This window comes from Rhodoferax sp. SPJ21, assembly GCF_058216335.1.
This window is the reverse complement of record NZ_JBYZMO010000002.1, coordinates 1,418,078-1,440,896: the sequence shown is the minus strand read 5'-3', so window position 1 is coordinate 1,440,896 and position 22,819 is coordinate 1,418,078. Positions and strand designations below refer to the sequence as shown.

The 22,819-nt window shown below is 64.0% G+C and carries 21 protein-coding genes; 3 read left to right on the top strand and 18 right to left on the bottom strand.

Going from position 1 to position 22,819, the window contains the following annotated elements; all coding sequences use genetic code 11:
* Positions 1–67: 67 nt before the first annotated feature.
* Genes hisF through AC4BBN_RS14605 form a run of 7 tightly spaced genes read right to left on the bottom strand, consistent with a single transcriptional unit; the run spans position 68 to position 5,860 of the window.
* Positions 68–850, bottom strand: a complete 783-nt coding sequence (hisF, locus tag AC4BBN_RS14635; RefSeq protein WP_490592696.1) for an imidazole glycerol phosphate synthase subunit HisF — start codon at positions 848–850, stop codon at positions 68–70.
* A gap of 29 nt (positions 851–879) precedes the next feature.
* Positions 880–1,713, bottom strand: coding sequence for a D-hexose-6-phosphate mutarotase (locus AC4BBN_RS14630; protein WP_490592695.1), 834 nt, complete (start codon positions 1,711–1,713; stop codon positions 880–882).
* Complete coding sequence (gene hisA / locus AC4BBN_RS14625) at positions 1,706–2,452, bottom strand: 1-(5-phosphoribosyl)-5-[(5-phosphoribosylamino)methylideneamino]imidazole-4-carboxamide isomerase (protein ID WP_116603995.1); 747 nt, start codon at positions 2,450–2,452, stop codon at positions 1,706–1,708. Before hisA ends, AC4BBN_RS14630 begins: the two co-directional genes overlap by 8 nt.
* 32 nt (positions 2,453–2,484) lie before the next feature.
* On the bottom strand, positions 2,485–3,156 hold the full coding sequence (gene hisH / locus AC4BBN_RS14620) for an imidazole glycerol phosphate synthase subunit HisH (RefSeq protein WP_490592694.1): 672 nt from the start codon (positions 3,154–3,156) through the stop codon (positions 2,485–2,487).
* Positions 3,157–3,207: 51 nt separating this feature from the next.
* On the bottom strand, positions 3,208–3,822 hold the full coding sequence (hisB, locus tag AC4BBN_RS14615) for an imidazoleglycerol-phosphate dehydratase HisB (RefSeq protein ID WP_490592693.1): 615 nt from the start codon (positions 3,820–3,822) through the stop codon (positions 3,208–3,210).
* Positions 3,819–4,895 (bottom strand): histidinol-phosphate transaminase, encoded by a 1,077-nt coding sequence (gene hisC, locus AC4BBN_RS14610; protein ID WP_490592692.1) that lies wholly within the window; start codon positions 4,893–4,895, stop codon positions 3,819–3,821. Before hisC ends, hisB begins: the two co-directional genes overlap by 4 nt.
* On the bottom strand, positions 4,892–5,860 hold the full coding sequence (locus AC4BBN_RS14605; protein WP_490592691.1) for a bile acid:sodium symporter family protein: 969 nt from the start codon (positions 5,858–5,860) through the stop codon (positions 4,892–4,894). The genes hisC and AC4BBN_RS14605 overlap by 4 nt, the downstream gene beginning before the upstream one ends.
* Positions 5,861–6,089: 229 nt before the next feature.
* On the opposite strand from AC4BBN_RS14605, the gene AC4BBN_RS14600 reads away from it, so the two are divergent.
* Positions 6,090–6,689: a peptidase associated/transthyretin-like domain-containing protein gene (locus tag AC4BBN_RS14600; protein WP_490592690.1), complete on the top strand. Its 600-nt coding sequence runs from the start codon at positions 6,090–6,092 to the stop codon at positions 6,687–6,689.
* On the opposite strand, the gene AC4BBN_RS14595 is transcribed toward AC4BBN_RS14600, so the two are convergent.
* The 7 genes from AC4BBN_RS14595 to AC4BBN_RS14565 all read right to left on the bottom strand — a co-directional run bounded on the left by AC4BBN_RS14595 (position 6,686) and on the right by AC4BBN_RS14565 (position 15,659).
* Positions 6,686–7,783, bottom strand: coding sequence for an oxidoreductase (locus AC4BBN_RS14595; RefSeq protein ID WP_490592689.1), 1,098 nt, complete (start codon positions 7,781–7,783; stop codon positions 6,686–6,688). The genes AC4BBN_RS14600 and AC4BBN_RS14595 overlap by 4 nt on opposite strands.
* A gap of 37 nt (positions 7,784–7,820) precedes the next feature.
* Positions 7,821–10,262: an AAA family ATPase gene (locus AC4BBN_RS14590; protein WP_490592688.1), complete on the bottom strand. Its 2,442-nt coding sequence runs from the start codon at positions 10,260–10,262 to the stop codon at positions 7,821–7,823.
* Between the two features lie 279 nt (positions 10,263–10,541).
* Positions 10,542–10,679: a hypothetical protein gene (locus AC4BBN_RS14585; RefSeq protein ID WP_490592687.1), complete on the bottom strand. Its 138-nt coding sequence runs from the start codon at positions 10,677–10,679 to the stop codon at positions 10,542–10,544.
* Between the two features lie 75 nt (positions 10,680–10,754).
* Positions 10,755–11,234 carry a rhomboid family intramembrane serine protease gene (locus AC4BBN_RS14580; RefSeq protein WP_490592882.1) on the bottom strand — a complete coding sequence of 160 codons (480 nt, stop codon included), beginning with the start codon at positions 11,232–11,234 and terminating at the stop codon, positions 10,755–10,757.
* An 84-nt stretch (positions 11,235–11,318) separates the two neighbouring features.
* Positions 11,319–11,723, bottom strand: coding sequence for a group II truncated hemoglobin (locus AC4BBN_RS14575; RefSeq protein WP_490592686.1), 405 nt, complete (start codon positions 11,721–11,723; stop codon positions 11,319–11,321).
* A 399-nt stretch (positions 11,724–12,122) separates the two neighbouring features.
* Complete coding sequence (locus AC4BBN_RS14570; RefSeq protein ID WP_490592685.1) at positions 12,123–14,645, bottom strand: ABC transporter permease; 2,523 nt, start codon at positions 14,643–14,645, stop codon at positions 12,123–12,125.
* A gap of 81 nt (positions 14,646–14,726) precedes the next feature.
* Positions 14,727–15,659: a DMT family transporter gene (locus AC4BBN_RS14565; RefSeq protein WP_490592684.1), complete on the bottom strand. Its 933-nt coding sequence runs from the start codon at positions 15,657–15,659 to the stop codon at positions 14,727–14,729.
* Between the two features lie 111 nt (positions 15,660–15,770).
* On the opposite strand from AC4BBN_RS14565, the gene AC4BBN_RS14560 reads away from it, so the two are divergent.
* On the top strand, positions 15,771–16,727 hold the full coding sequence (locus AC4BBN_RS14560) for a LysR family transcriptional regulator (RefSeq protein ID WP_490592683.1): 957 nt from the start codon (positions 15,771–15,773) through the stop codon (positions 16,725–16,727).
* Positions 16,728–16,775: 48 nt separating this feature from the next.
* On the top strand, positions 16,776–17,714 hold the full coding sequence (locus tag AC4BBN_RS14555; protein WP_490592682.1) for an SMP-30/gluconolactonase/LRE family protein: 939 nt from the start codon (positions 16,776–16,778) through the stop codon (positions 17,712–17,714).
* A 76-nt stretch (positions 17,715–17,790) separates the two neighbouring features.
* On the opposite strand, the gene fdhD is transcribed toward AC4BBN_RS14555, so the two are convergent.
* Genes fdhD through AC4BBN_RS14535 form a run of 4 tightly spaced genes read right to left on the bottom strand, consistent with a single transcriptional unit; the run spans position 17,791 to position 22,754 of the window.
* Positions 17,791–18,582: a formate dehydrogenase accessory sulfurtransferase FdhD gene (fdhD, locus tag AC4BBN_RS14550; protein ID WP_490592681.1), complete on the bottom strand. Its 792-nt coding sequence runs from the start codon at positions 18,580–18,582 to the stop codon at positions 17,791–17,793.
* Entirely contained in the window at positions 18,575–18,829 is a 255-nt protein-coding gene (locus AC4BBN_RS14545; protein WP_490592680.1) for a hypothetical protein, read from the bottom strand. Before AC4BBN_RS14545 ends, fdhD begins: the two co-directional genes overlap by 8 nt.
* A 2-nt stretch (positions 18,830–18,831) precedes the next feature.
* Positions 18,832–21,165, bottom strand: coding sequence for an FdhF/YdeP family oxidoreductase (locus AC4BBN_RS14540; RefSeq protein WP_490592679.1), 2,334 nt, complete (start codon positions 21,163–21,165; stop codon positions 18,832–18,834).
* Positions 21,166–21,215: 50 nt separating this feature from the next.
* On the bottom strand, positions 21,216–22,754 hold the full coding sequence (locus AC4BBN_RS14535; protein ID WP_490592678.1) for a Cache 3/Cache 2 fusion domain-containing protein: 1,539 nt from the start codon (positions 22,752–22,754) through the stop codon (positions 21,216–21,218).
* Positions 22,755–22,819: the final 65 nt, after the last annotated feature.

Genomic DNA, 22,819 nt, shown 5'->3' with positions numbered 1-22,819 from the left:
CTACAAAAAGAATAGCCGCTAGCGCAGATGGTTTCTGCGCTAGCGGCTTTTTTTATGGCTTAAAACTCTAAGCGATGCGAACCGGAATGCCCCGCTCGGCCATGCGCGCCTTGGCCTGGCCCACGGTGTATTCGCCGTAGTGAAAGATGCTGGCCGCCAATACGGCATCGGCACCGCCCAGGCTCACGCCGTCAGCCAGGTGGTCCAGGTTGCCCACACCGCCGGAAGCGATCACCGGCACGCTGACGGCGTCGCTGACGGCGCGGGTCAGGGCCAGGTCGAAACCGGATTTGGTGCCGTCGCGGTCCATGCTAGTGAGCAGGATTTCGCCCGCACCACGGCGCGCCATCTCGGTCGCCCAGGCCACCGCGTCCAGGCCCATGTTCTTGCGGCCGCCATGGCTGTACACATCCCAGCCGGGGCCACGGGTGGCTGCGTCTTCCGCGCTTCGGCGCTTGGCGTCGATGGCCACGACGATAGCTTGGGCACCGTACTTGGCGGAGGCAGCGTCAATCACGTCCGGATTGGCGATGGCGGCAGAATTGAAGCTGACTTTGTCGGCACCAGAATTTAGCAGTCGGCGCACGTCTTCCACGGTGCGCACGCCACCGCCAACGGTCAAGGGAATGAAGACCTGCGAAGCCACAGCTTCAATGATGTGCAGGATCAAATCACGGCCATCGCTGGTGGCGGTGATGTCCAGGAAGGTCAATTCGTCAGCGCCCTGCTCGTTGTAGCGGGCGGCGATTTCCACCGGGTCGCCCGCGTCACGCAACTCCACGAAATTAACGCCTTTGACGACCCGACCACCGGTCACGTCCAGGCAAGGGATGATGCGTTTGGCCAGCATGGCGACTCCAACAGAACAACAAAAACAGGTTAATCAAGGCTCAGGCGCTGCCAGCCGGTCCACTCGGCACCGGGCTCCAGCTGCACCGGCGCGTTGACCTCGGCGGCCTCCACGCACACCATGTGCAAATAGCCGTCGGCCGGCATATCGGCCATGGTGGCGCATTTCGCAGCACCCGGGTTCCAGACCACGGTATCCGCCAGGTTCTCGCTCTGGGCGATGCGCAGCTGCTGCGTGCCGTCCACCAGCACCAGGGGCTCTGCGGGCGTTTGGTAGACGCGGTCCACCTCGCCGTCAAAACTGACCACGCCAGGCTCCAGCCGGTTGGTCTTTGCCACGTCGTCCCAGTAGGGCTGGGCGGCCAGGCCTTGCAGACGCAAGCCAGCCAGGTCCTGCACGTTGAGGTAAGTGTGCAGAGCCAGGGCGAAGTCCAGCGGCGTGCTGCCCAGGTTCTGCAAGCTAAAGCCGAACTCCACCACGCCCGGCGCTAAATCGACGCGAAGCGTGGCACGGAAGGCATGGGGCCAAATGGCTTGCGTGTCCGCATCGCTGTGCAGCTCCAGCTCCAGCGCGTCCACGGTCTGTGCAACCGGCGTCCAGGCAGTGTTGCGGGCAAAGCCGTGCTTGGGCAGCGGGCCGCGCATATTGAACTGGGGGAAGCATACGGGCACACCGCCGCGGATGGCGGTCTTGCCATCGAACACCGAACGCGGGCTGAGGTACAGGCGCTCTACTCCACCACTGGTCCACGACAGCACGTGCGCACCGTGCAAAGCGACCAGCACGCTGTCGCCACTGCTGTGGCGCAGACGTAGGCAGGGCTGGTTGTGGAAGGTCTCGGCGCTGATCTGCAGATCAGACATCGCCGTAGAAGGTGTCGGCGCGCTCTTGGGCGGAAGCAAAATCCAGGTCGCCGGTGTAGATGGCACGGCCACAGATCACGCCTTCAATGCCTTCGTCTTCGACTTCACACAGACGCTCAATGTCCGTGATGTTGCTCAGGCCGCCGGATGCGATCACCGGCGTGTTCAAAGCCTGGGCCAGCTTGACCGTGGCTTCGATATTGATGCCGGTCAGCATGCCGTCGCGGCCGATGTCGGTGTAGATGAAGGATTCGACGCCGTAGTCCTGGAACTTCTTGGCCAGGTCCACGACCTCGTGGCCGGTGAGCTTGCTCCAGCCGTCGGTGGCGACCTTGCCGTCCTTGGCGTCCAGGCCCACGATGATGTGGCCGCCAAACGCGGTGCAGGCATCTTGCAGAAAACCAGGGTTCTTCACGGCGGCCGTACCGATGATGACGTAGCGCAAGCCGGCGTCCAGGTAGCGCTCGATGGTGTCCAGATCGCGGATGCCGCCACCCAGCTGCACGTCGATCTCGCCACCCACTTCTTTCAGGATCTTGCGAATGGCCATTTCGTTCTTGGGCTTGCCCGCGAACGCGCCATTCAGATCCACCAGGTGCAGGCGCCGCGCGCCCTTGTCCACCCAGCTACGGGCCATTGCGGCGGGATCTTCGCCGAATGTGGTGGTTTGGTCCATGTCGCCTTGTTTGAGGCGCACGCAATGGCCGTCTTTCAGATCTATCGCAGGAATGAGAAGCATGGTGCCGTGAACAGCAAGTGGAGAAAGAGAGATTAAGGGGCCCAGTGCAAGAAGTTGCGGTACAGCGCTAAGCCGTGCTCAGCACTTTTCTCTGGGTGGAATTGGGTTGCGAAAATATTATCACGCGCGACGGCCGCAGTGAACGGCTCGCCGTACTCCGCCAGGCCTGCGCTGTGGTGCGCATCCGACGGTTTGACATAAAAACTGTGGACGAAATAGAAGTAACTGTTATCCGGCACCTCACCCCAGACGGCATGGCGCTTGCCACCAGGGCTTTGCTGCTGTACCTGGTTCCAGCCCATTTGCGGTACTTTGAAGCGGCTGCCGTCCGCTTGCAAGCGGCCTTCGAGGTCAAAACGCAGCACACGGCCGGGTATCAAGCCCAGGCCGGGGGTGTCTTGCTCTTCGCTGTGGTCGAGCAGCATTTGCATGCCTACGCACACGCCCATCAGGGGCTTGTTGCGGGCGGCGTCCAGCACCGCTTCTCTGAGGCCGGAGTCGTGCAGCTCGCGCATGCAGTCGCGCATGGCGCCCTGGCCGGGCAGGACCACACGCTCGGCGGCGAAAACTTCTTCCGGTTTAGAGGTGACTACCACCTGGTAGCCACTGGAGGCCGCCACGTGCATCACGGCCTGGGAGACGGAGAACAGGTTGCCCATGCCGTAGTCAACCACGGCAACCGTTTTATTTGCTATCAATGTCATAGCTGCTTGCGCAGAAGGAATGTGCGGTAGAAGCCGATTCTACTTTTAAATTTACAAAGAGCCCTTGGTGGACGGGATCATGCCCACAGAACGCGGGTCCAGCTCTAGCGCCGAGCGCAGCGCGCGGGCAAAAGCCTTGAACACGGTTTCGGCCTGGTGGTGGGCGTTCACGCCTTTCAGGTTGTCGATGTGCAGAGTGACGAAAGCATGGTTCACAAAGCCCTGGAAGAACTCGTAGGTGAGCTGGCTATCGAACGTGCCGATCATGCCGCTGGTGAACGGCACATGCATTTCCAGGCCGGGCCGCCCCGAGAAATCGATGACCACGCGGCTCAGCGCCTCGTCCAGTGGCACATAGGCGTGGCCGTAGCGGCGAATGCCCTTTTTGTCGCCGACCGCCTTGTGCACGGCCTGGCCCAGGGTGATACCCACGTCTTCCACCGTGTGGTGGCCGTCGATGTGCAGGTCGCCCACACAGGCGATGTCCAGGTCGATCAGGCCGTGGCGGGCGATCTGGTCCAGCATGTGGTCGAAGAAGCCGATGCCGGTGCTGAGGGTGGACTTGCCGGTGCCGTCCAGGTTCAGCTTGACGGTGATTTTGGTTTCAGCCGTGTTGCGGGTAACTTCGGCGGTGCGTTGCAGAACAGGAGCGGTGGGGGTGGTCATAGGGATTTTTGAAAGGCTGCCAACAAGCGTTCATTCTCTTCGGCGGTACCCACCGTGAAACGCAAACAATTGGCCAGCAAGGGGTGCATTTTAGAAACGTTCTTGACCAGCACGCCCTGGGCCTTCATGGCGTCGAAGGTTTTGGCGGCATCGGGGACACGCAGCAGCAGCATATTCGCCTCGCTGGGCCAGACCTTGACGCCAGGCAGAACGCCCAGTGCTGCGAAAAGGATAGCACGCTGCGTACGAATGTCCTGCGCCTGCGCCGCAAACACCTCGGTGTGCTCCAAGGCGAACAAGGCACACTCGCAGTTCAGCAGGCTGACGTTGTAAGGTGGCCGCACTTTGTCGATTTCAGCGATCAGCGCCTGCGGACCCACCAGATAACCCAGGCGCACGCCGGCCAGACCGAACTTGCTCAGGGTGCGCATCAGCAGCACATGGCTGTGTCGCGCCGGGTCGCGGCGGATCACGTCCAGATAGCTTTTGCTGGAAAACGGCTGGTAGGCCTCGTCGATCACCACCAGGCCGGGCGCGGCCTGGATGACTTGCGCGATGGCAGCCTCGTCCCACAAATTCGCCGTGGGGTTGTTCGGGTAGGCCAGGTAAATGATGGCAGGCTGGTGCGTGTCGATGGCGGCCAGCATGGCGGGCAGGTCCAGCTCGAAATCAGCGGTCAGCGGCACACCGACAAATTCCAGGCCTTGCAACTGCGCGCTCATGGCGTACATCACAAAGCCGGGCAAGGGGGCAAGCACCTTGGCACCCGACTGGTCACAGGCGATGGACAACAGGCTGATGAGTTCGTCCGAGCCGTTGCCCAGCAGCAGGCCATAGCCCTCGGGCAGGCCGGTGTGGGCGGCCAGCACCTGGCGCAGGTAGTCCACCCGGCCATCGGGGTAGCGGTTCAACGCGACGGCGCCCAGGCGCTCGCCAAGCTCGGCCTGCAGTGCGATTGATAAGCGGTGCGGGTTCTCCATGGCGTCGAGCTTGACCATGCCGGTGGCGTCCTGCACCAGGTAGGAATGCATGGCCCGGATGTCGGGGCGGATGGTGTTCAGCGGGTTTCTCATGAGGCTCTCTTGGCGTAGCGTTGGGCCAGCACGGCACACACCATCAACTGGATCTGGTGGAACAACATCAAAGGCAGCAGCATCACGCCCACGGTGTGGGCGGCAAACAGCACCTTGGCCATGGGTACGCCGCTGGCCAGGCTTTTCTTGGAGCCGCAGAACACGATGGTGACCTCGTCTTCGGTGCTGAAGCCCAGAATGCGGCTGGACCAGGTGGTCATGGACAGCGACAAGGCCAGCAACAGGCAGCAGGCAGCCACCAGACCCAGCAAGGTAGGCAAAGGCACCTGCTTCCACAGGCCTTCAATCACAGCCGCGCTGAAGGCGGTGTAGACCACCAGCAGGATGGAGCCCTGGTCGACAAACTTCAGCCCGGCTGCATGCTTTTTCACAAAGCCGCCAATCCAGGGCTGCAGCAATTGGCCGGCGACAAAAGGCAGCATCAGCTGCAGCATGATGCGGCCCACAGCCTCCAGCTCGCCCGAGCCTGACACCCCGCCCGGCACCACCAGCCAGCCCACCAGCAGCGGCGTAATGAACACGCCAATCAGGCTGGACGCCGAGGCGCTGCACACCGCCGCCGACACATTGCCACGCGCCATGGCGGTAAAGGCAATCGCGGACTGCACGGTGGCCGGCAAGGTGCATAGAAACAGCATGCCCACGGCGAGGTCTGGCGTGAGCATGAGCGAGAACGCGGGCTTGAGCAGCAGCCCCAGCACCGGGAACAGCACAAAGGTACACACCACCACCAACAGATGTAGACGCCAATGGCTCAGGCCCGCCACCACCGCGGCACGCGACAGCTTGGCACCATGCAGAAAGAACAATAGTGCGATGGCCGCCGTGGTCAACATCTCAAACCCCTGGGCCACCGGGCCCTGGGCGGGCCACAGGCTGGCCAGGGTCACGGTCGCCAGCAGGCACAGGGTGAAGTTGTCGGGGAGAAAGCGGGGGCGTTTCATGGTGCGAGGATGGCTGCTCGCCATGCCGCTACGCATTTTGTAGCTACAGGCGATGGAAGGATATGCGTTGGCTGGGCATTTTATGTCGATGCCCATAAGTCCATGGCTTGTCGGATGTTTTCCGGTTGCGCGCTACTTGCACGGCAATTGCTTGCCCGATATTGGGCATTTTTTATTCTCTTTGAAAATATGGGATATATTCCCATTAAATAAAACAACCAACACCAACATGCTCTTCACCACCCCGGAGCCCGTCCAGGCCAGCATGTACACGGCAGCGGCCAACGCAGCACCTAGAACGCCCATGGTGGTACTGACCGCCACGGAATCCGCCGGCCCGTCTTCGCTGCTGGACATTCTGGACAACCAGGCACTACAGCGCTGGGACATCACCGAGGGCCGCAAGGGCATTCCCGTCACACTGGCACTGCAGCTGATAGACCTGGACAACCAGGGCAGGGCCATCAGCGGCGCCGAGGTGTATTTGCGCCACGGCAGCAGCAGCGACGATGCGGCGACCGAGGCCGCCAGCACCCTGCAGGGCGTGCAGTGCACCACGTCGGGCGGCAAGGTCACGTTCAAGACCCTGTATCCGGGCAGCAACCCGGCGCAACAACAGTTGCACATGCAGTTGCTGCTGCCGAACACCGTGCCTTCATCGCGCACGCTAACGTCAGCCAGCACGCAGCTGCGCTTTCCGCAGGCCGCCAGCGAGCCCGCACAGCCCTACCGCCTGGTGCCAGCCGGCGAAACGCTGAGCGTCAGCGGCGACGACTATGTCGGCTTCGTCGCCAGCATCGTGATCGGCATTACCCGCGTCGAGGCTTAACGCAAATCCGCCGTCGCCACAAAGCTGCCGCTGGCAGCGCTCTGCTCGCCCCGGCCCAACATGGCCATGACCTGGAACACCTGGCGTGGCGTCACCGGGGCGCTGCCGGTGGCACCGCTCAGATAGTCGCGCAAACCAGCGTAGTACAGCAGATAGTTGCCAGCCACGTCCGGTGTGGTCTCGCCCACCTCTTCGCCGTCCAGATGGCGGGTCAGCTGGCCGGGAAGACGGTCGAAGCCCCAGTTACCCAGCAGCTCCAGTTGGGGACGACCACCGGCCTTGAGCGCATCTTCCTGCGGGTCCAGGCCGAACTTGGTAAACGATCCGCCGGTGCCATGCACGACAAAACGCGGCCCCGGCGTGGTGACGCAGGAACTGGCGTGCAGCACCACACGCAAGCCGGGGTGCACCGACTCGTAGCGCAACTGGGCATGGAAGTAGTCATTCGTCTGGGTGTTCTCACGCTGGCGCGCCACATCCAGCGAGATATCGTCGGGCACGCCGAACAGCTGCAGCGCCTGGTCCACCAGGTGCGCACCCAGGTCCAGCCACAGGTCAGAGCCAGGAATATCCTGCTCGCGCCATTTGCCGGGCACCACATGGCGGAAGCGGTCAAAGTGCGACTCGAAATGCGTGATGCGCCCCAGCTGGCCGCCGGCCAACACCTGCTGTAGTAACAGGAAGTCGCCATCAAAACGCCGGTTCTGGTAGACCGTCAGCACGCGCTGCTGCTGCGCCGCCACGGCCAGCAGGTCCTCGGTTTCCGCCAGGGTCACGGTGCAGGGCTTGTCCACCACCACGTGCTTGCCCGCCAGCAGCGCAGCGCGCGCCAGCGGGTGGTGGCTGGTGTTGCTGGTGGCAATGACCACCAGGTCGATGTCCGGATCGGCAAACGCCGCCTCAGGCGTGGGCACCACGCGTACATCCGGCCAGTCGGCGAGCACTACCTCGGGCTTGCTGGAGCAGATACAGGCCAGTTTCAGCCCCGGCACGCCAGCAATCAAGGGTGCATGGAAGACGCGGCCCGCCAAGCCGTAGCCAATGACGGCGACGCGGATGGGGGCGGGAAGCGGGGTCAGGGAGGTATGTGCCATGGTGGTTTTTAAAAGGATAACTGGTGCCCAAAAATGTTTATGCCGCTTCGCGTTCGTCCAGCGAAGCCTCTAAGTCCTCGACCGCCAACTGGGTGTTACTGGCATCGCCACCGGCACGCCGGGCACGGGCCACGGCCTTGCGGGTGGCACGGCTGACCAGCTTATGCAGGTCGCGGCCCGACCAGCCCTGCGTCTTGGCAGCCACTGCTTCGGCAGCCGGGGTCGGATCGAATGCCAAGGGCTTGCCACCCAATTCCAGTAACAGGATCGCAGTGCGCGCGGCCAGGTCGGGTAGGTCGATACGGATTTTTCGGTCCAGCCGCGACAGCACCGCGCTATCCACGCGGTCGGGGTGGTTGCTGGCGCAGAGCAGAAACACCTGGCCTTTTTTGCTGGCCACGCCGTCCAGCTCTTGCAACAACTGGCCAACGATTTCCTGGGTCATCACGTCGTCACGACTCCCGTCGCGCGACGGGGCGACGATGTCGATCTCGTCAATGAACAAAATACAGGGTGCCTGCGCACGGGCCCGCTCGAACAAGGCCTTGACCTTGCTGCCGGACTGGCCCAGGTAGTTAGCCTTCATGTCGGCCGTACTGGCGGCGACAAAGCCCAGCCCCGATTGTCCGGCCAGAACGCGAGCGATCTGGGTCTTTCCCGTGCCCGGTGGGCCGTAGAGCAAGATGCCCGCTGGCGGCGAGATGCCAAGCTTGGCCAGTTGCTCGGCATCGCGGAGTTCGGCCCCCAGGCTCTCAAACTCCTCGCGCGTGTCGGGGGGCAGCACGATGTCGTTCCAGCCCAGTTCGGCGACTTGCGTGGAGCCTTTGCCCCGCACCTGGCGGATCGCCGCCAACAGGCTCTCGGGTTGCAGCTCGCGGTCCAGGTGGTCGGCGATCACGGAGGCCACCAGCGTGTGCAAGTCGCGCCCAGACATGCCGCTGCTCTCCTGAACCACCGTGTCCGGCAGCGCGCTCTCCACCCCGGCCTGCAGGAGCTCGTGGGCCAGGATGCGGCGGCGGGCGGTGGCATCGGGCAGGCCGATCTCCACCTTCGCAGTGAAACGCGAGACGACAGCATCGTCCAGGATATCGCTGCGGTTGGTGGCCCCGATCACCAGCACCTGGCCAGAGGATTGGTTGAAGCCATCCCATTCAGAGATAAAGGTCTGCACCAGCTCGTTACCAAAGCTATCGGTGTCCACGCCACCCCGGCGCGCAAAGACGCTCTCGCATTCATCCACAAACAACAGGGCCGGGGCATTTTTGCGGCAGCGGTCCCATACCGCCTTAACCATCGGGGCGGTGCTGCCCATGTGCTGCCCTTTGAGGTTGGCGATATTGACCGCCTCGAAATGGCAGCCAGCATGCTTGGCCAGCCTGCGAGCGATCAGGGTCTTGCCTGTGCCGGGCGGGCCGTACAGCAGAATACCCTTGGGCGAGGGCTTGCGCCCCGACACGAACATATCCACCAATTTGAGCACCTGGTCCAGCGTCGGCTCGTTGATGGCCACATCCGTCCAGTTGTGGATGACCTCTTGCAGGGTTTTCATGCGCTGGCGCAGCGCATTGACACGGCTGGCTTCCAACGACCACGCATCGCCATGCTGGGCCAACGTGCGGATTGGAGCCACCAGTCCGGCCAGCGCAGGAACTGCTGCCATGGCCAAGGATTCCTGCCACGTCCAGTGCAGCGAGCGCTCCTTGGCATCCATCAAGATCAGCCTTGCGGGCTGGTCGCCGGTCGGCAAACGCAGCTGGGCATACACGCTATCGCCACCTTCGGCCTTGCGGATGGTAACGAGATCCGCACCGAACAGCTTGCCGTATTGGGAGTCGATGTTCAAATGGGCGCGAATGACATGGTCTGGCCACGGTGCCCTGGTCGCCAGGTAAGGGTGGCGGCTGTCACCACTCTCCTTGTCGCCGAAATGCAGCAAGCTGAGCGCACGTCGGCCAAACTCCAGCACCGCCTCGCGTGCCGCCAGGCTGTCGCGGTCGCCCTGGCGTACCGCCCCCCATTTGACCAGTGCACCGTACAACAGGGCCACGGGCAGGTAGAGAATGAACAAGGTGCTGATCGACAGGCTCGTCAACACATTCACCAGCCACTGCCAATAGCCGAGTGTGAATGGACTCCCCACGAACGGCATGAACAGATGCGTGGACAGCCACGGCCCCAGCAACAACAGGCTGGCCCACAGCAGCAAGCGCAATTTGCCGTGGGGAACCAGCGCTTTCAGGGAACGCGCCTTGTCCAGTGCAGCCTTGCGCGCCTGGCTGCGCAGGTCAGCAGCCAGGCGCGTCGAGGTAGTCGCCAGCACCACCTGCATCTCCTGGGCCGCACTTTCACAGGCCGGGTAATGCGACATGAATTCGGCCCGCAGGCGCTCAAGCCGGTTTTCGGCTTCGGCCAGCTCGGTGGCAGCCTGGGCTTGCCGGTTTTGGAGATAGCTTCCGTTTGAAGGGGGGGTGTTTGCCATTGCGGTTACGGGCCGGTTTGTAAATAGGTGTACGGATAGTAGCCGTGGATGTGCATGTGATTTTCAAAACCCATAGCACCAGATGCATTTCGGACCGTGGCAGAGGGCACAAATGCTGGTGTCGTTTTGACGCGGATGCCTGTCGCTCGGCTCAATGGCCGCGATGGCCCGGGGCCTCCAGCCATGCCAAATGCTGGGTCGCACGCTATATCGTCGCCAGCAGCACCGCCATGGGGGCCTTGTCAACGGGCTGTGGCTGGCTGCTGCCGGGCGGGGTGGTCAATGTATCGCCTGCGGTTCGACCATCCATCCCACCAGTTGCCGCAGCTCGTGAAACAGCGCCAGACGCGGATCGCCGAGTTGCAACCAAGCCGCGGCCAGTTCGACCTGCACCTTGCGAAACGTCAGGGCATGCACGCTGCGGCTGCGTGCGTCTGCATCCTGCGCGGTGAGTTGGCCCGGCCGCCGCAATTGCAACTCCTAGCCAAAGCGCTACATGGCCGCATTGAAGCTAAGCAGACCCAAGTCAAAAGCCGCGGCACCCGCGTAGCGGCGTTGAAAATCCACCGTCGCTTGGGGTGCAAGCACCGCCCTCGCCAGGGCCCATGGCCCCCCCCCGCAGCAGGGGCCGCACGCGCAACAGGTCGGCCCGCCCTGCAAGATGCAGCCCACCAGCGGCCCGGCCAAAAAAACCGCCGACATGGGCCGCGTTGTCCAAACCCGTCTGCAAAAACCAAGTACCAGCGAATACACCACGAAAAACCCGAGGCTCCGAAGCACTTGCTTGCCAAACAGCTGGGGCCGGCTCTCGCGCTGCCGCAAGACGGCCACCAGCACCACCATGGCCAGCCGAAACACCGCACCCGAGGCCCCGACAAAAACGGTCGTTTGGGCCGAAAAATGCAGACTAAGGGCACTGGCAGCCAACGCCGAACCAAGGTCAGTCCCTAAAAACTCCCGGGAGCCGTAGATACGTCATCGAACTGGTGCTCTTCCGCCTGAGCGGGGAAGACTTTGGTGATGCCCCTCAGCGTCCCCAGTGGATGCAAGCAGCCATCACACGCCCTGGTTGCGCATCCAATCGGCGGTTTGGAAAAAGCTGTCGCGCAAGCGGGCGCGCAGGGCTTCGTCCACCCCGGTCTCGCCCATGGCCTGGTCCATGCAGGCCAGCCATTGGTCACGCTCCAGAATGCCGATCTTGAACGGCATATGCCGCGCGCGCAGCCGAGGGTGGCCAAACTGCTCGGTGTAGTACTGCGGCCCGCCCAACCAGCCGCACAAGAACATGAACAGCCGCTGCCGCGCATTGTCCAGCGTGGAGCCGTGCGAGCCGCGCAGCGCGGCATAACCAGGCTCCAGGTCCATCAGGTCATAGAAGCGCTCTGTCAGCGCCTTGACCCGCTCTTCGCCGCCTATCCATTCGAACGGGGTAGCGGCAGGTGGCTTTTCTTGGATTTGCATGGGCTCAGAAAAAAAAGGGCCGCAGCGCAGATAAACCTTGCGCTAGCAGCTATTAAAAATGCAGCATAGCGCCGCTACGCGGGGCCAGGCCGAAGCGGGTATTTTCGGCCACCCGGAGCTACTGCATCGATGTTTCAAAAAAACTATCAATGGCATTCATTTGATTTACTTCACAAATCACCAGGCTCTCTCTACCATTTGAGCCTATACATCCCGACCCCACCCCACAGGAACAAGCACCATGAAAGAACTGAAAACCACCGCCGGTCTTTTAATCAACACCTCGGGCCTGGTGATTCTGTTGTCCAACCTCGCGCTGTGGCACGCGGGTTAAGAATCTATGAAAATTAGCGCTAGCGCAGATAAATTCTGCGCTAGCAGCTATCAAAAAAAGAGCGATTACGCCGCAGCCCGGCGCAGCGTCTCCACCACCGGCCGGCGCAGCACATCACGCAAACCCCACCAACCCGCCGCCAATGCCAGCACGGCGCCGGCCAGTGCGCCGAACAAGGGCACCCACAGCGAGCCGCTCCAGGCGAATTCGAAAACGTAGCGGCTCAAGGCCCAGCCCACGGCCACGGCGACCAGGCTGGCCAGGAAGCCGGCCAGCAGGCCTACGCCGGCCAGTTCAGCCCGCTGCACCTGTCGCAGCAGGCTGCTGGGGGCGCCCAGGGCGCGCATGATGGCGAACTCGCGGGCGCGCTCCTCGCGGGTGGCGGTGATGGCGGCGAACAGCACCACCAGGCCGGCGGCCAGGGTGAAGCCGAAGAGGAACTCTACCGCGCGCACCACCTGGTCCAGCACGCGCTGCAGCTGGCCCAGCGTGATGCTCAGGTCCACCGCCGTGATGTTGGGAAACTGGCGCACCAGCTGGTTGTCAAAACCCTTGGTAGGCGGCGCCTTGAAGGCGGCCAGGTAGGTGACGGCGATGTCGGGCGGCATCTGCGCCAGCGGGTAGATCACGAAGAAGTTGGCGCGCATGGAGCCCCAGTCCACCTTGCGCAGCGAGGTGATCTTGGCCTCGCTGGGCTGACCACCAATGTCGAAGCGCAGCGTGTCGCCCAGGTGCAGGCCCAGGGTCTTGGCAATGCCCTCCTCCACGCTGATGGCGCCGGCCTCCTGGTCGGCCCATTGGCCGGCGGCCAGGGGGTTGTGCGCTGGCCGCTCGGCGGTGTTGGACAGGTTGAACTCGCGGTCCACCAGGCGCTTGGCGCGGTCTTCCACGTAGTCGTCCGGGCTGACGGGCTTGCCGTTGATGGCCACCAGGCGGCCACGGAACATGGGGAACCAGTCGTAATCCTTCACCCCGGCGTCAGCCAGGTTCTTGCGGAAGTCGGCGGCCTGGTCAGGCATGATGTTGATGACGAAGCGGTTGGGCGCATCCGGCGGCGTGGCCTTGCGCCAGCTCTGGATCAGGTCGGTGCGCAGCAGCACCAGCAGTACCAGGGCCAGCAGGCCCACGGCCAGCGCGCTGACCTGCACCACGGCGTAGGCCGGGCGGGCCGACATCTGCCGCGTGGCCAGTACCAGCCAACGCGGCGCGGTGGTCTCGTTCACGCTGCGGCGCAGCAGCTTCACCGCCACCCAGCCCAGGCCGGCAAACACCAGTACCGCACCCGCAAAACCGCCCACGGCAATCAGGCCCAGGGTGATGTCGCTGCTGGCCGCCAGCAGCAGCGCGGCAAAGCCCAGTACACCCAGGCCCAGCACGCCCACCGAAGCCGGCTTGAGGCCGCCCACATCGCGGCGTATCACCCGCAGCGGCGGCACCGAGGCCAGCTGCAGCACCGGCGGCAGGCCGAAGGCGAACAGCAGGGTCATGCCCATGCCCAGCCCCAAGGCCGCCGGCCACCAGGTGGCGGCGGGCAAGCTGGCATCCACCAGGCCGGCCAGTAGTAGCACGAACAGGTAGTGCACGCCAAAGCCAATCGCCACGCCCAGCAGACTGGCGAAGATGCCTACCAGCGCGAACTCGAAGGCATAGCTCAGCGCGATGGTGCGCTGGCTCTGGCCCAGCACACGCAGCATGGCGCAGTCGTCCAGGTGGTTGGCGGCAAAGCCGCGCGCGGCCAGGGCCACGGCCACCGCGCTGAGCAGGGCCGACAGCAGGGCCACCAGGTTTAAGAATTTATTGGCGCGGTCTAGCGTCTGGCGCATCTCGGGGCGGCCGGTTTCTAGCGACTCGATGCGCACGCCGTGGATGTCCGGCTTCTTGACCTCGGCCGTGGCCCAGTCCACATAGCGCTGCACAGCCGGATCGGCCCCGGCCACGGCGAAACGGTAGGTGATGCGGCTGGCCGGCTGGACCAGGCCGGTGGCGGCCAGGTCGGCCTCGTTCAGCATCACGCGCGGTGAAAACGACATGAAGCCGCTGCCCCGGTCGGGCTCGATGGCGATGGTCTTGGCCACGCGCAAGCGCGCATCGCCCAGCAGCAGGCTGTCGCCCAGCTTCAGCCCCAGCGCCTCCAGCAGGGACGCGTCCACCCAGGCCGTGCCGGGTGCAGGGATCTCGCGTGTGGTGTGCTGGGGGCCATCGGCGCTGTCGGCCACGGTCAGGCTACCGCGCAAAGGGTAGCCGGCGGCCACGGATTTGAGCGCCACCAGCTTGCTGGCACCGCCCTGCGCGTCCTCGGCCCGGGCCATGGTGGCCAGGGTCAGCGTGCCTACGGACTGCAGGCCCTGGGCCTGCGCCTGGGCCAGAAAGCTGGCCGGCATGGCGTTGTCACTGACGACCACCGCGTCGCCACCCAGCAACTGGCGCGCATCGCGCTGCAAACCACCTTGCAAGCGGTCGGCAAAAAAGCCCACTGCACTCAAAGCAGCGACGGCCAAAGTGACGGCCACGATCAACAGGCGTAATTCCCCCGAGCGCAGATCGCGCCACAAGGTGCGCCAGCCCAGGCGCAAGAATGATGTTTGCATGGGGGCGTACCTTAGCGTAAACCCCAGCCGACTCCCAGCACACCTTGCAAAACCCCGCAGGCTGTCGGCCATAGGAACGGATCAACGCACCGCTGCCCCGCCCCGCGCGCAGGCCAGCACCGCCAGGGCCGATACCGCAAACCCGGCCAGCGCCAACGGCGACAAGCGCTCGCCCAACAGCGCAAAGCCGAACAGCGCCGTCACGCCTGGAATCAAATAGAACAAACTGGCCACCTGCCCAGCCTGGCCCCGACGCACCATCACAAACAGCAGACTGAACGCACCGATGGAGTTCACCAGCCCCAACCACAGCACGGCAAACACCAACTCGCCATGCCAGTGCACGACAAAGCCCTCGGCAGGTGCCGCCAACACGGCGGCAGCCACGGTAGCCACGGCCATCTGCACACAGGCGCCACTGCGCAAGTCCATACCGGCACAAAAACGCTTTTGGTACAAGGTACCCGCCACCAGGCCCAGCAACCCGAGCAAGGTGACAGCCACCGCCGCCGCACTGATGCCGCCACCCGGCGCTTTACCGGCCACCACCAACACCACGCCCAACACCCCACCGGCCAAACCCAGCAGTTGCAAACGGCCCACCCGCTCGCCCAGCCAGACATGCGCGCCCAGCGCCGTCGCCAAGGGCATCATGCCGATCAGCAGGCCCGCCACCCCGGCCGACAAGCCCAGCCGCAAACCGTAATACACCCCCGAAAAATGCAGCGCCTGCATCAGCAGACCGACCACGGCCAGGTGCCCCCAGTCGCGCGCCCGCCGGGGCCAGGGCGCTCGGCTGACCCAGGACACCAGCCCCAGCACCAGAGCCGCCAGGCCAAACCGCAGCACCAGCAGGGTGAACGGCCCCACATGCGGCAGCGCCAGCTTGCCCGCCACATAGCCGGTGCTCCACAGCAAGATGAAGGTCAGCGGCAGACTGGCGTCGGCCAGGCCCTGCAGGCGCTGCGCCAGGCCAGGGGGTGAAATCGCAGAAAAAGTGCTGGATGCAGCCATGGTGAACTCCTTGCGGCACCACAGACAGGCCGCACCACTAATGTAAAAACTGGAGCCTCTGGACACAATCCACCACAATGGCGCATCAGAGTTTCCAAAAGTAGAACGACCATGGGACGCCTGGAAGACCTAGCCACCTTTACCCGCGTGATCGAAGCGCGCAGCCTATCCGGCGCGGCACGCCGCCTGGGCAGCACCAAGTCTGCCGTCAGCAAACAAGTAAACCGCCTGGAAGCCCAGCTCGGCACCCGGTTGTTGCACCGCACCACCCGCAGCGTGAGCCCCACGGACGAGGGTAGCCGCGTCTACGAGCGCGCCCAGCGCATGCTGGAAGAAGCCCAGGCGCTGGAAGCCGAAGTCGCGGGCGACCAGGCGCTGCCCCAGGGCACGCTGCGGCTGAGCACCTCCACCGCCTTTGGCAACCAGCAGCTCACCGCACTGATGGCGCAGTTCTGCGCGCGCTACCCACAGCTGCGGGTGGTGCTGGGCCTGAACGACCGCTACGTGGACCTGGCCGAAGAAGGCTTCGACGTGGTGCTGCGCCTGACCGCCAGCCCCAGCCCCGGACTGGTGGCGCGCCGGCTGGCCCCCATCCTGTACCGGCTGTGCGCCACACCGGCCTACCTGGCGCAGCACGGCACGCCGACCACACTGGAAGCGCTGGCCCAGCACCGCTGCCTCACCTTCGGCTACCTGCACACGCCCACCCAATGGCGCTTTCGCCACAGCACACTGGGCCATGAAGAGACGGTGGACGTGCAGTCAGCGCTGCGGTTTGAAAGCGGCCTCACCACCAACAGCAGCGAAGCCCTGCGCGTGGCCACACTGGCCGGCATGGGCCTGGCGGTGCTACCCACCTATGCAGCCGGGGCCGACCTGCGCACTGGGCGGCTCGTTCCCCTGCTGCAGGACTGGCAACCCGTGGGCCGCCCGGCCGAGGCCGACACGCTGTACGCCGTGTACCTGCCCAGCCGTTTCCCCAGCCCCAAGGTGCGTGCGCTGATCGACTTTCTGCTGGAAGTGCTAGGCGACATTCCACCCTGGGACCGGCCCGACGCGGCCCCATAGGCTGCGCCGCAGGCATACTGGCCGCTTTGCTTTTCGAGGAAGCTCCCCATGTGGCAAGCCTGCGAACGTTACCCCGACCCGGCCATCCAGGTGCTGGACCCGCGTTTTCAAAAATACCACCTGTATGCCGCCGCTGTAGAACGCCTCGCCACCGGCATGCGCTGGGCCGAGGGGCCTGTATGGTTCGGCGATGGACGCTATCTTTTATGGAGCGACATCCCCAATAACCGCATGCTGAAGTGGGAAGAATCCACCGGCGCGGTGAGCGTGTTCCGCCAGCCATCGAACTACAGCAACGGCCACACCCGCGACCGCCAGGGCAGGCTTGTCAGCTGTGAACACGGCGGGCGGCGCGTGGTGCGCACCGAGCACGACGGCAGCACCACGGTACTGGTGGACAGCTTCAACGGCAAGCCGCTGAACTCGCCAAACGACGTAGTGGTGAAGTCTGATGGCACGGTGTGGTTTACCGACCCGCCCTTCGGCATCATGGGGCACTACGAGGGGCACAACGCCACGCCGGAGCTGCCCACCTGCGTCTACCGCTTCGACCCGGCCAGCGGCCAGTGCACGGTGGTGACCGATGCGGTGGCCCGGCCGAATGGCCTGTGCTTCTCGCCGGATGAGCGGCTGCTGTATGTGGTGGAGTCGGGCGCCTCGCCCCGGCGCATCCGGGTATTTGACCTGGCGGCCGATGGCGCCACGCTGGTGAACGACCGCGTGTTCTTCACCTGCGAAGACGGCGTCAGCCCTGACGGTTTCCGCTGCGATGTGGACGGCAATCTGTGGGCCGGCTGGGGTGGCGGGCCGGGGCATGACGGCGTGATGGTCTTCGCCCCCGACGCCACACCCATAGGCCATATTGCCCTGCCCGAGCGCTGCGCCAACCTGTGTTTTGGCGGCCCCAAGCGCAACCGCCTGTTCATGGCGGCAAGCCAGTCGGTCTATGCCCTCTATGTGAACACCCAGGGCGTGGCCGGCGGCTGATAGAGACTTATAAGAAATAAGCCTCTAGCGCATATAAAACCTGCGCAGGAAGCTATTAAATATATAGCACCTAATATCAGGCGGTGTAGCGCACCGCACGCGGGTCGCGGCACAGCCCCCAGAGCTGCAGCCCAGCGGTTTCGGCGATCTGGATGGCCAGCGCCGTGGGCGCTGAAATCGTGGCCAGCGCCGCCACGTTCAGGCGGGCGCATTTGCGCACCAGCTCATAGCTGGCCCGGCTGGACATCACTACTAAGCCCGGCTCGCCCAGGCGCCCGGCGCGCGCCAACTGGCCCAGCAGCTTGTCCAGCGCGTTATGCCGGCCCACGTCTTCCAGTACATCGGTCAACACGCCGTCCGGCGTGGCCCAGCCGGCTGCGTGCAGCGAGCCGCAGGCCGCGTTCAGCACCTGCAGAGGCGGCATGGCTTGCAGCACCTTCAGCACCGTGGCTGCCTGCAGCTGGGTGGCCCAGGCTTGCGGCGGCATGGGCGTGGGCTCCAGGTCCAGCGCGGCCAGGCTGTCGATGCCGCAGACACCGCAGCCGGTACGGCCGGCCAGGCTGCGGCGGCGCTCCTTCAGGCGCTGAAAGCAACGCGAAGACACCTCCAGCTGCACCTCACAGGCGCCCGCACCGGCCTGCACCTCGATGCCATAGCAGTCGGCCACGCGATCCAGAATGCCTTCGCTCAGCGCAAAGCCGAGTGCAAAGGCTTCCAGGTCTTGCGGCGTGGCCATCATCACCGCGTGCGAGATACCGTTGAACACCAGGGCCACCGGTACTTCGGCTGCCACCTGGTCGGCCTGCTCCTGGTCGGCTGGAAAGCGCCGCACCGCCACGGACACCAGGGGCGGCGGTAGCTCAGCCATGCAAGGCCTCGGCACAAAAGCGCCGGCCGGCCTCGGTCAGCCCAGCCATCCAGCGTTCATCTTCCAGTCGCAAGGTGACCCAGCCCGGGCCGGGCTGACCGCCCAAGCTGGCCTCACCCATCAATGCAAGAGCGCGCATCAGCACACTGGCGCCCAGGCCCAGACGCTTGCCCAGGCGCGGCAGGGATATGGGCTCGGATTCGGACAGCAATGCCAGCAAGATGGCCCGGTTCAGCTCCTCAGCCATACCTAGGCTGCGGCTGATATGGCTTCGGCCCGTTGCGACGCAGGCGCAGCCGGTTTCTGGTGCGGCAGCATCAGCACCGGAATGCACTTGGAGGTAGGCGTACCGGCGTTGGCCGCCACAGACGACAGCGGCACCAGCGGGTTGGTCTCGGGGTAGTAGGCCGCCACGCAGCCGCGCGGGATGTTGTAGGCCACCAGCTTGAAGCCATCGGCCCGGCGTTCCTCGCCGTCGTCCCATACGGTGTGGAAGTCGATCCAATCGCCGTCTTTCATGCCCAGCGCGCGGATGTCTTCTGCGTTGGCAAACACCACGCGGCGTTGGCCGTAGACACCACGGTAGCGGTCGTCCGCGCCGTAGATGGTGGTGTTGTACTGGTCGTGCGAACGGGTGGTCATCAGCGCGAACACGATGGCGTCGCCCTTGCGCTCGCGGGCGCGCTGCAGCGGCGTGCCGGTAGGCACAGCATGGGTTTTGAACACGGCCTTCTTGGAGGCGGTATTCCACACCCGCTCACTGGCGGTGTTGCGCAGCCGGAAGCCGCCGGGCACCTGGATGCGCTGGTTGAAGTCCTTGAAGTCAGGGAACACGGCTTCGATCTTGTCGCGGATACGGCTGTAGTCTTCCAGCAGCCACAGCCAGGGCGTTTTAGTCCGACCCGCCAGGGTCGTGGCAGCCAGTCGGGCCACGATGGCCGGCTCGGACAGCAAATGCTCGGACGCGGGCGGGTTGATGCCCATGGAGATGTGCACCATGCTCATCGAGTCTTCCACCGTCACGCCCTGCGCACCGCCGGCCTGCATGTCGATCTCGGTACGGCCCAGGCAGGGCAGGATCAGCGCAGCCTTGCCGTGCACGATGTGGCTGCGGTTCAGCTTGGTGGTGACGTGCACCGTCAGGTCGCATTTGCGCAGCGCCTTCCAGGTCTGCACGGTGTCGGGTGTGGCCGTGGCAAAGTTGCCGCCGAGTGCAAAAAACACCTTGCCCTTGCCGTCCAGCATGGCCTGGATGGATTCCACCGTGTCAAAACCGTGTTCGCGTGGTGGCGTGAAGCCAAACACTTTTTGCAGGTTATTCAACAGGGTCTCGGGCGGTTTTTCCCAGATGCCCATGGTGCGGTCGCCCTGCACATTGCTGTGGCCGCGCACCGGGCACAGGCCGGCGCCGGGGCGACCGATGTTGCCGCGCATGAGCAGCAAGTTGGTGATCATCTGGATGGTGGCCACCGAGTTCTGGTGCTGGGTGATGCCCATGCCCCAGCAGGCGATCACGCTCTTGGCCTGGCGATACACCTCGGCGGCAGCGCGGATGTGCTCTGCGCCCAGGCCGCATTCGGACTCCAGCAGCGCCCAGGACTCGGTACGCAAATCGGCCAGCATGGCCTCAAAACCGGTGGTGTGCTCGGCGATGAAGCCGTGGTCCAGCACATCTTCGCCCGCATCCTGCAACTCCACCAGGTGCTTCATCATGCCTTTGACAAAGGCGAAGTCGCCGCCAATGCCCAGCTGGAAGTAATGGGTGCTGATGCGTGTGTCGGTCAACGTGGCCATCTGCAGCTTGTCCTGCGGGTCGGCGAAGCGCTCTAGCCCACGCTCGCGCAGCGGGTTCAGGCTGACGATGCGCGCGCCACGCTTGGCCGCCTGGCGCAACTCGCCCAGCATGCGCGGGTGGTTGGTGCCGGGGTTCTGGCCAAAGATGAAGATGGCGTCGGCCTGCTCGAAATCATCCAGCGTGACCGTGCCTTTGCCGATACCGACGCTTTCGCGCATGCCGCTGCCGCTGGGCTCGTGGCACATGTTGGAGCAGTCGGGGAAGTTGTTAGTGCCGTATTCGCGCACGAACAGTTGGTACAAAAAGGCGGCTTCGTTGCTGGCCCGGCCGGACGTGTAGAAGATGGCCTGGTTCGGGTCGGGTAAAGCGTTCAGGTGCCGGGCGATCAGCGCAAAAGCGTCGTCCCAGGCGATGGGCTTGTATTTGTCGTCGGCCGGGTCAAAAACCATGGGTTCGGTCAACCGGCCCTGGTCTTCCAGATAGAAGTCGCTTTGGGTGGCGAGATCGGTCACGGTGTGCTGGGCAAAGAAGTCTGCCGTCACGCGCCGGGCCGTGGCCTCGGCTGCTACAGCCTTGGCGCCGTTTTCACAAAACTCGAAGGTGGATGCGTGGTTGCGGTCCGGCCAAGCACAGCCCGGGCAGTCAAAGCCATCGGGCTGGTTGGCATGCAGCAAGGTCTTGGCGCCTTTGAGGGCCACGTCCTGGTGCACCAAGGCTTTGCCCACGCTCTTCAGGGCACCCCAGCCGCCTGCGGGGCCGGTATAAAACTCAATTTTTTGTTCGCTCATGGGAGATTCTTTCGTCTCGTTTTATACGACCTTGCACCCTACCCTGGTGGCTAAGGGGTTTTAAAGCTGTTCACCGCCGCACCCAGCGCGGTGGCTTGCTCGCGCATTTTCATGGCCGCAGCGGCAGACTCTTCTACCAGCGCGGCATTTTGTTGCGTCATTTCGTCAATCTCGGCCACGCTACGGTTGACATCGGCAATGCCCGCGCGCTGCTCGTTGCTGGCCAGCGCTATCTCGTCGACATAGCCCACCACCTGCTGGATGGAGCTGGTGATGTCGGTCATGGACTGCTGGGCTTTCTCCACCAACTCGCCCCCGACATTAGCGGTTTGCACCGATGCGGCAATCAGGTTGCGGATCTCTTTGGCGGCAGTCGCGGACCGCTGCGCCAGGCTGCGCACTTCCGACGCAACCACCGCAAAGCCACGCCCCTGCTCGCCCGCACGGGCCGCCTCCACGGCCGCGTTCAGGGCCAGGATGTTGGTCTGAAAGGCAATACCGTCGATCAGGCCGATGATGTCGTTGATGCGGTGCGCGCTGGACTTGATCTGCCCCATGGTGTCCACCACCTGGCCCACCACGCCGCCGCTGCTCTGCGCCAGCTTGGCCACGGAACCGACCAAGGCGTTCACCTGGTTGGCCTTGTCGGCAGTTTGGCTTACGGTGGCGGTAAGTTCGACGATGGCAGAAGCAGCAGAGTTAATCTCGCCGGCCTGCTTTTCCGTGCGCGACGCCAGGTCGTTGTTGCCGTCGGCGATCTCGCTGGTGCCGCTGGCCACCATGGAAGCAGCCTGGCGCACATTGCCCACCAAGCCGGTCAGGCCGACGCTGATACCGTTGATGGCCAGCAGCAATTTGCCCACGTCGTCGCGGTCACGTACGTCCAGCTGGTTGGTTAGGTCACCGCTGGCCAGGCGCAGCGCGGCTTGCCGGCCCTGGTTCATGGGCTCGGTGACATGGCGCCGCATTTGGAAATAGGTCAGTGCCCACAGCATGGCCATGGACAACAGCGTAAAACCACCGCTGAGCGGGTCCAGCAACTTGCCGGTGGCTGCATGGAAGGCGCAAGCCAACACTCCAAATGCCAGAGTTATGGTGGTCGCCATCCGGGGTGCTACATGGACCGGTGCCATATCGCTCACGTCCAGGCCCACATACAAAATACCCACCACCTGGCCTGCGGCGTCGCGCACAGGGTCGTATCGGGTCATGCATTGCTTGCCAAAAATCGTCGCGTAGCCCACATAGGACTTACCGACCAGCGCCGCCCGGTAAGCCGGTTGGGACCGGTCCAGCGGGGTGCCGATAGCGCGCTCACCGTCCTGCTTGCGCACGGAGGTGGTGATGCGGATGAAGTCTTCACCCATGCGCACAAAAATGGTGGCCCGCATACCGGTTCTTTGGGTAAAGCCGTCGGGTACGGAGAAGTCCAAGTTCAGCACCCGGTTGCCGCAGCGCAGCACCGGCGTCTTTTTGCCCTGCACATCGACTTGCTGCGATGCGTCCAGCGCAAACCCCTCGGGCAAGCTTGACGCAAATGCCTTGGCTGCAGATTCGATGCGTTGCTTCAAGGATTTCAATAACTGCATTGCGTTAAACCCTGTCTCGTTGGAAAAGCAAAAAAGCCTGCCAGGCACTGTATCCAACAGCGACT

Coding starts and splice junctions, on each gene's coding strand:
- hisH (WP_490592694.1), bottom strand. CDS start 3,156: ATGACATTGATAGCAAATAAAACGGTTGCCGTGGTTGACTACGGCATG.
- AC4BBN_RS14570 (WP_490592685.1), bottom strand. CDS start 14,645: ATGCAAACATCATTCTTGCGCCTGGGCTGGCGCACCTTGTGGCGCGAT.
- hisC (WP_490592692.1), bottom strand. CDS start 4,895: ATGAGAAACCCGCTGAACACCATCCGCCCCGACATCCGGGCCATGCAT.
- hisA (WP_116603995.1), bottom strand. CDS start 2,452: ATGCTTCTCATTCCTGCGATAGATCTGAAAGACGGCCATTGCGTGCGC.
- fdhD (WP_490592681.1), bottom strand. CDS start 18,582: ATGGCTGAGCTACCGCCGCCCCTGGTGTCCGTGGCGGTGCGGCGCTTT.
- AC4BBN_RS14575 (WP_490592686.1), bottom strand. CDS start 11,723: ATGCAAATCCAAGAAAAGCCACCTGCCGCTACCCCGTTCGAATGGATA.
- hisB (WP_490592693.1), bottom strand. CDS start 3,822: ATGACCACCCCCACCGCTCCTGTTCTGCAACGCACCGCCGAAGTTACC.
- AC4BBN_RS14630 (WP_490592695.1), bottom strand. CDS start 1,713: ATGTCTGATCTGCAGATCAGCGCCGAGACCTTCCACAACCAGCCCTGC.
- AC4BBN_RS14595 (WP_490592689.1), bottom strand. CDS start 7,783: ATGGCACATACCTCCCTGACCCCGCTTCCCGCCCCCATCCGCGTCGCC.
- AC4BBN_RS14600 (WP_490592690.1), top strand. CDS start 6,090: ATGCTCTTCACCACCCCGGAGCCCGTCCAGGCCAGCATGTACACGGCA.
- AC4BBN_RS14545 (WP_490592680.1), bottom strand. CDS start 18,829: ATGGCTGAGGAGCTGAACCGGGCCATCTTGCTGGCATTGCTGTCCGAA.
- AC4BBN_RS14535 (WP_490592678.1), bottom strand. CDS start 22,754: ATGCAGTTATTGAAATCCTTGAAGCAACGCATCGAATCTGCAGCCAAG.
- AC4BBN_RS14605 (WP_490592691.1), bottom strand. CDS start 5,860: ATGAAACGCCCCCGCTTTCTCCCCGACAACTTCACCCTGTGCCTGCTG.
- hisF (WP_490592696.1), bottom strand. CDS start 850: ATGCTGGCCAAACGCATCATCCCTTGCCTGGACGTGACCGGTGGTCGG.
- AC4BBN_RS14555 (WP_490592682.1), top strand. CDS start 16,776: ATGTGGCAAGCCTGCGAACGTTACCCCGACCCGGCCATCCAGGTGCTG.
- AC4BBN_RS14540 (WP_490592679.1), bottom strand. CDS start 21,165: ATGAGCGAACAAAAAATTGAGTTTTATACCGGCCCCGCAGGCGGCTGG.
- AC4BBN_RS14560 (WP_490592683.1), top strand. CDS start 15,771: ATGGGACGCCTGGAAGACCTAGCCACCTTTACCCGCGTGATCGAAGCG.
- AC4BBN_RS14565 (WP_490592684.1), bottom strand. CDS start 15,659: ATGGCTGCATCCAGCACTTTTTCTGCGATTTCACCCCCTGGCCTGGCG.
- AC4BBN_RS14590 (WP_490592688.1), bottom strand. CDS start 10,262: ATGGCAAACACCCCCCCTTCAAACGGAAGCTATCTCCAAAACCGGCAA.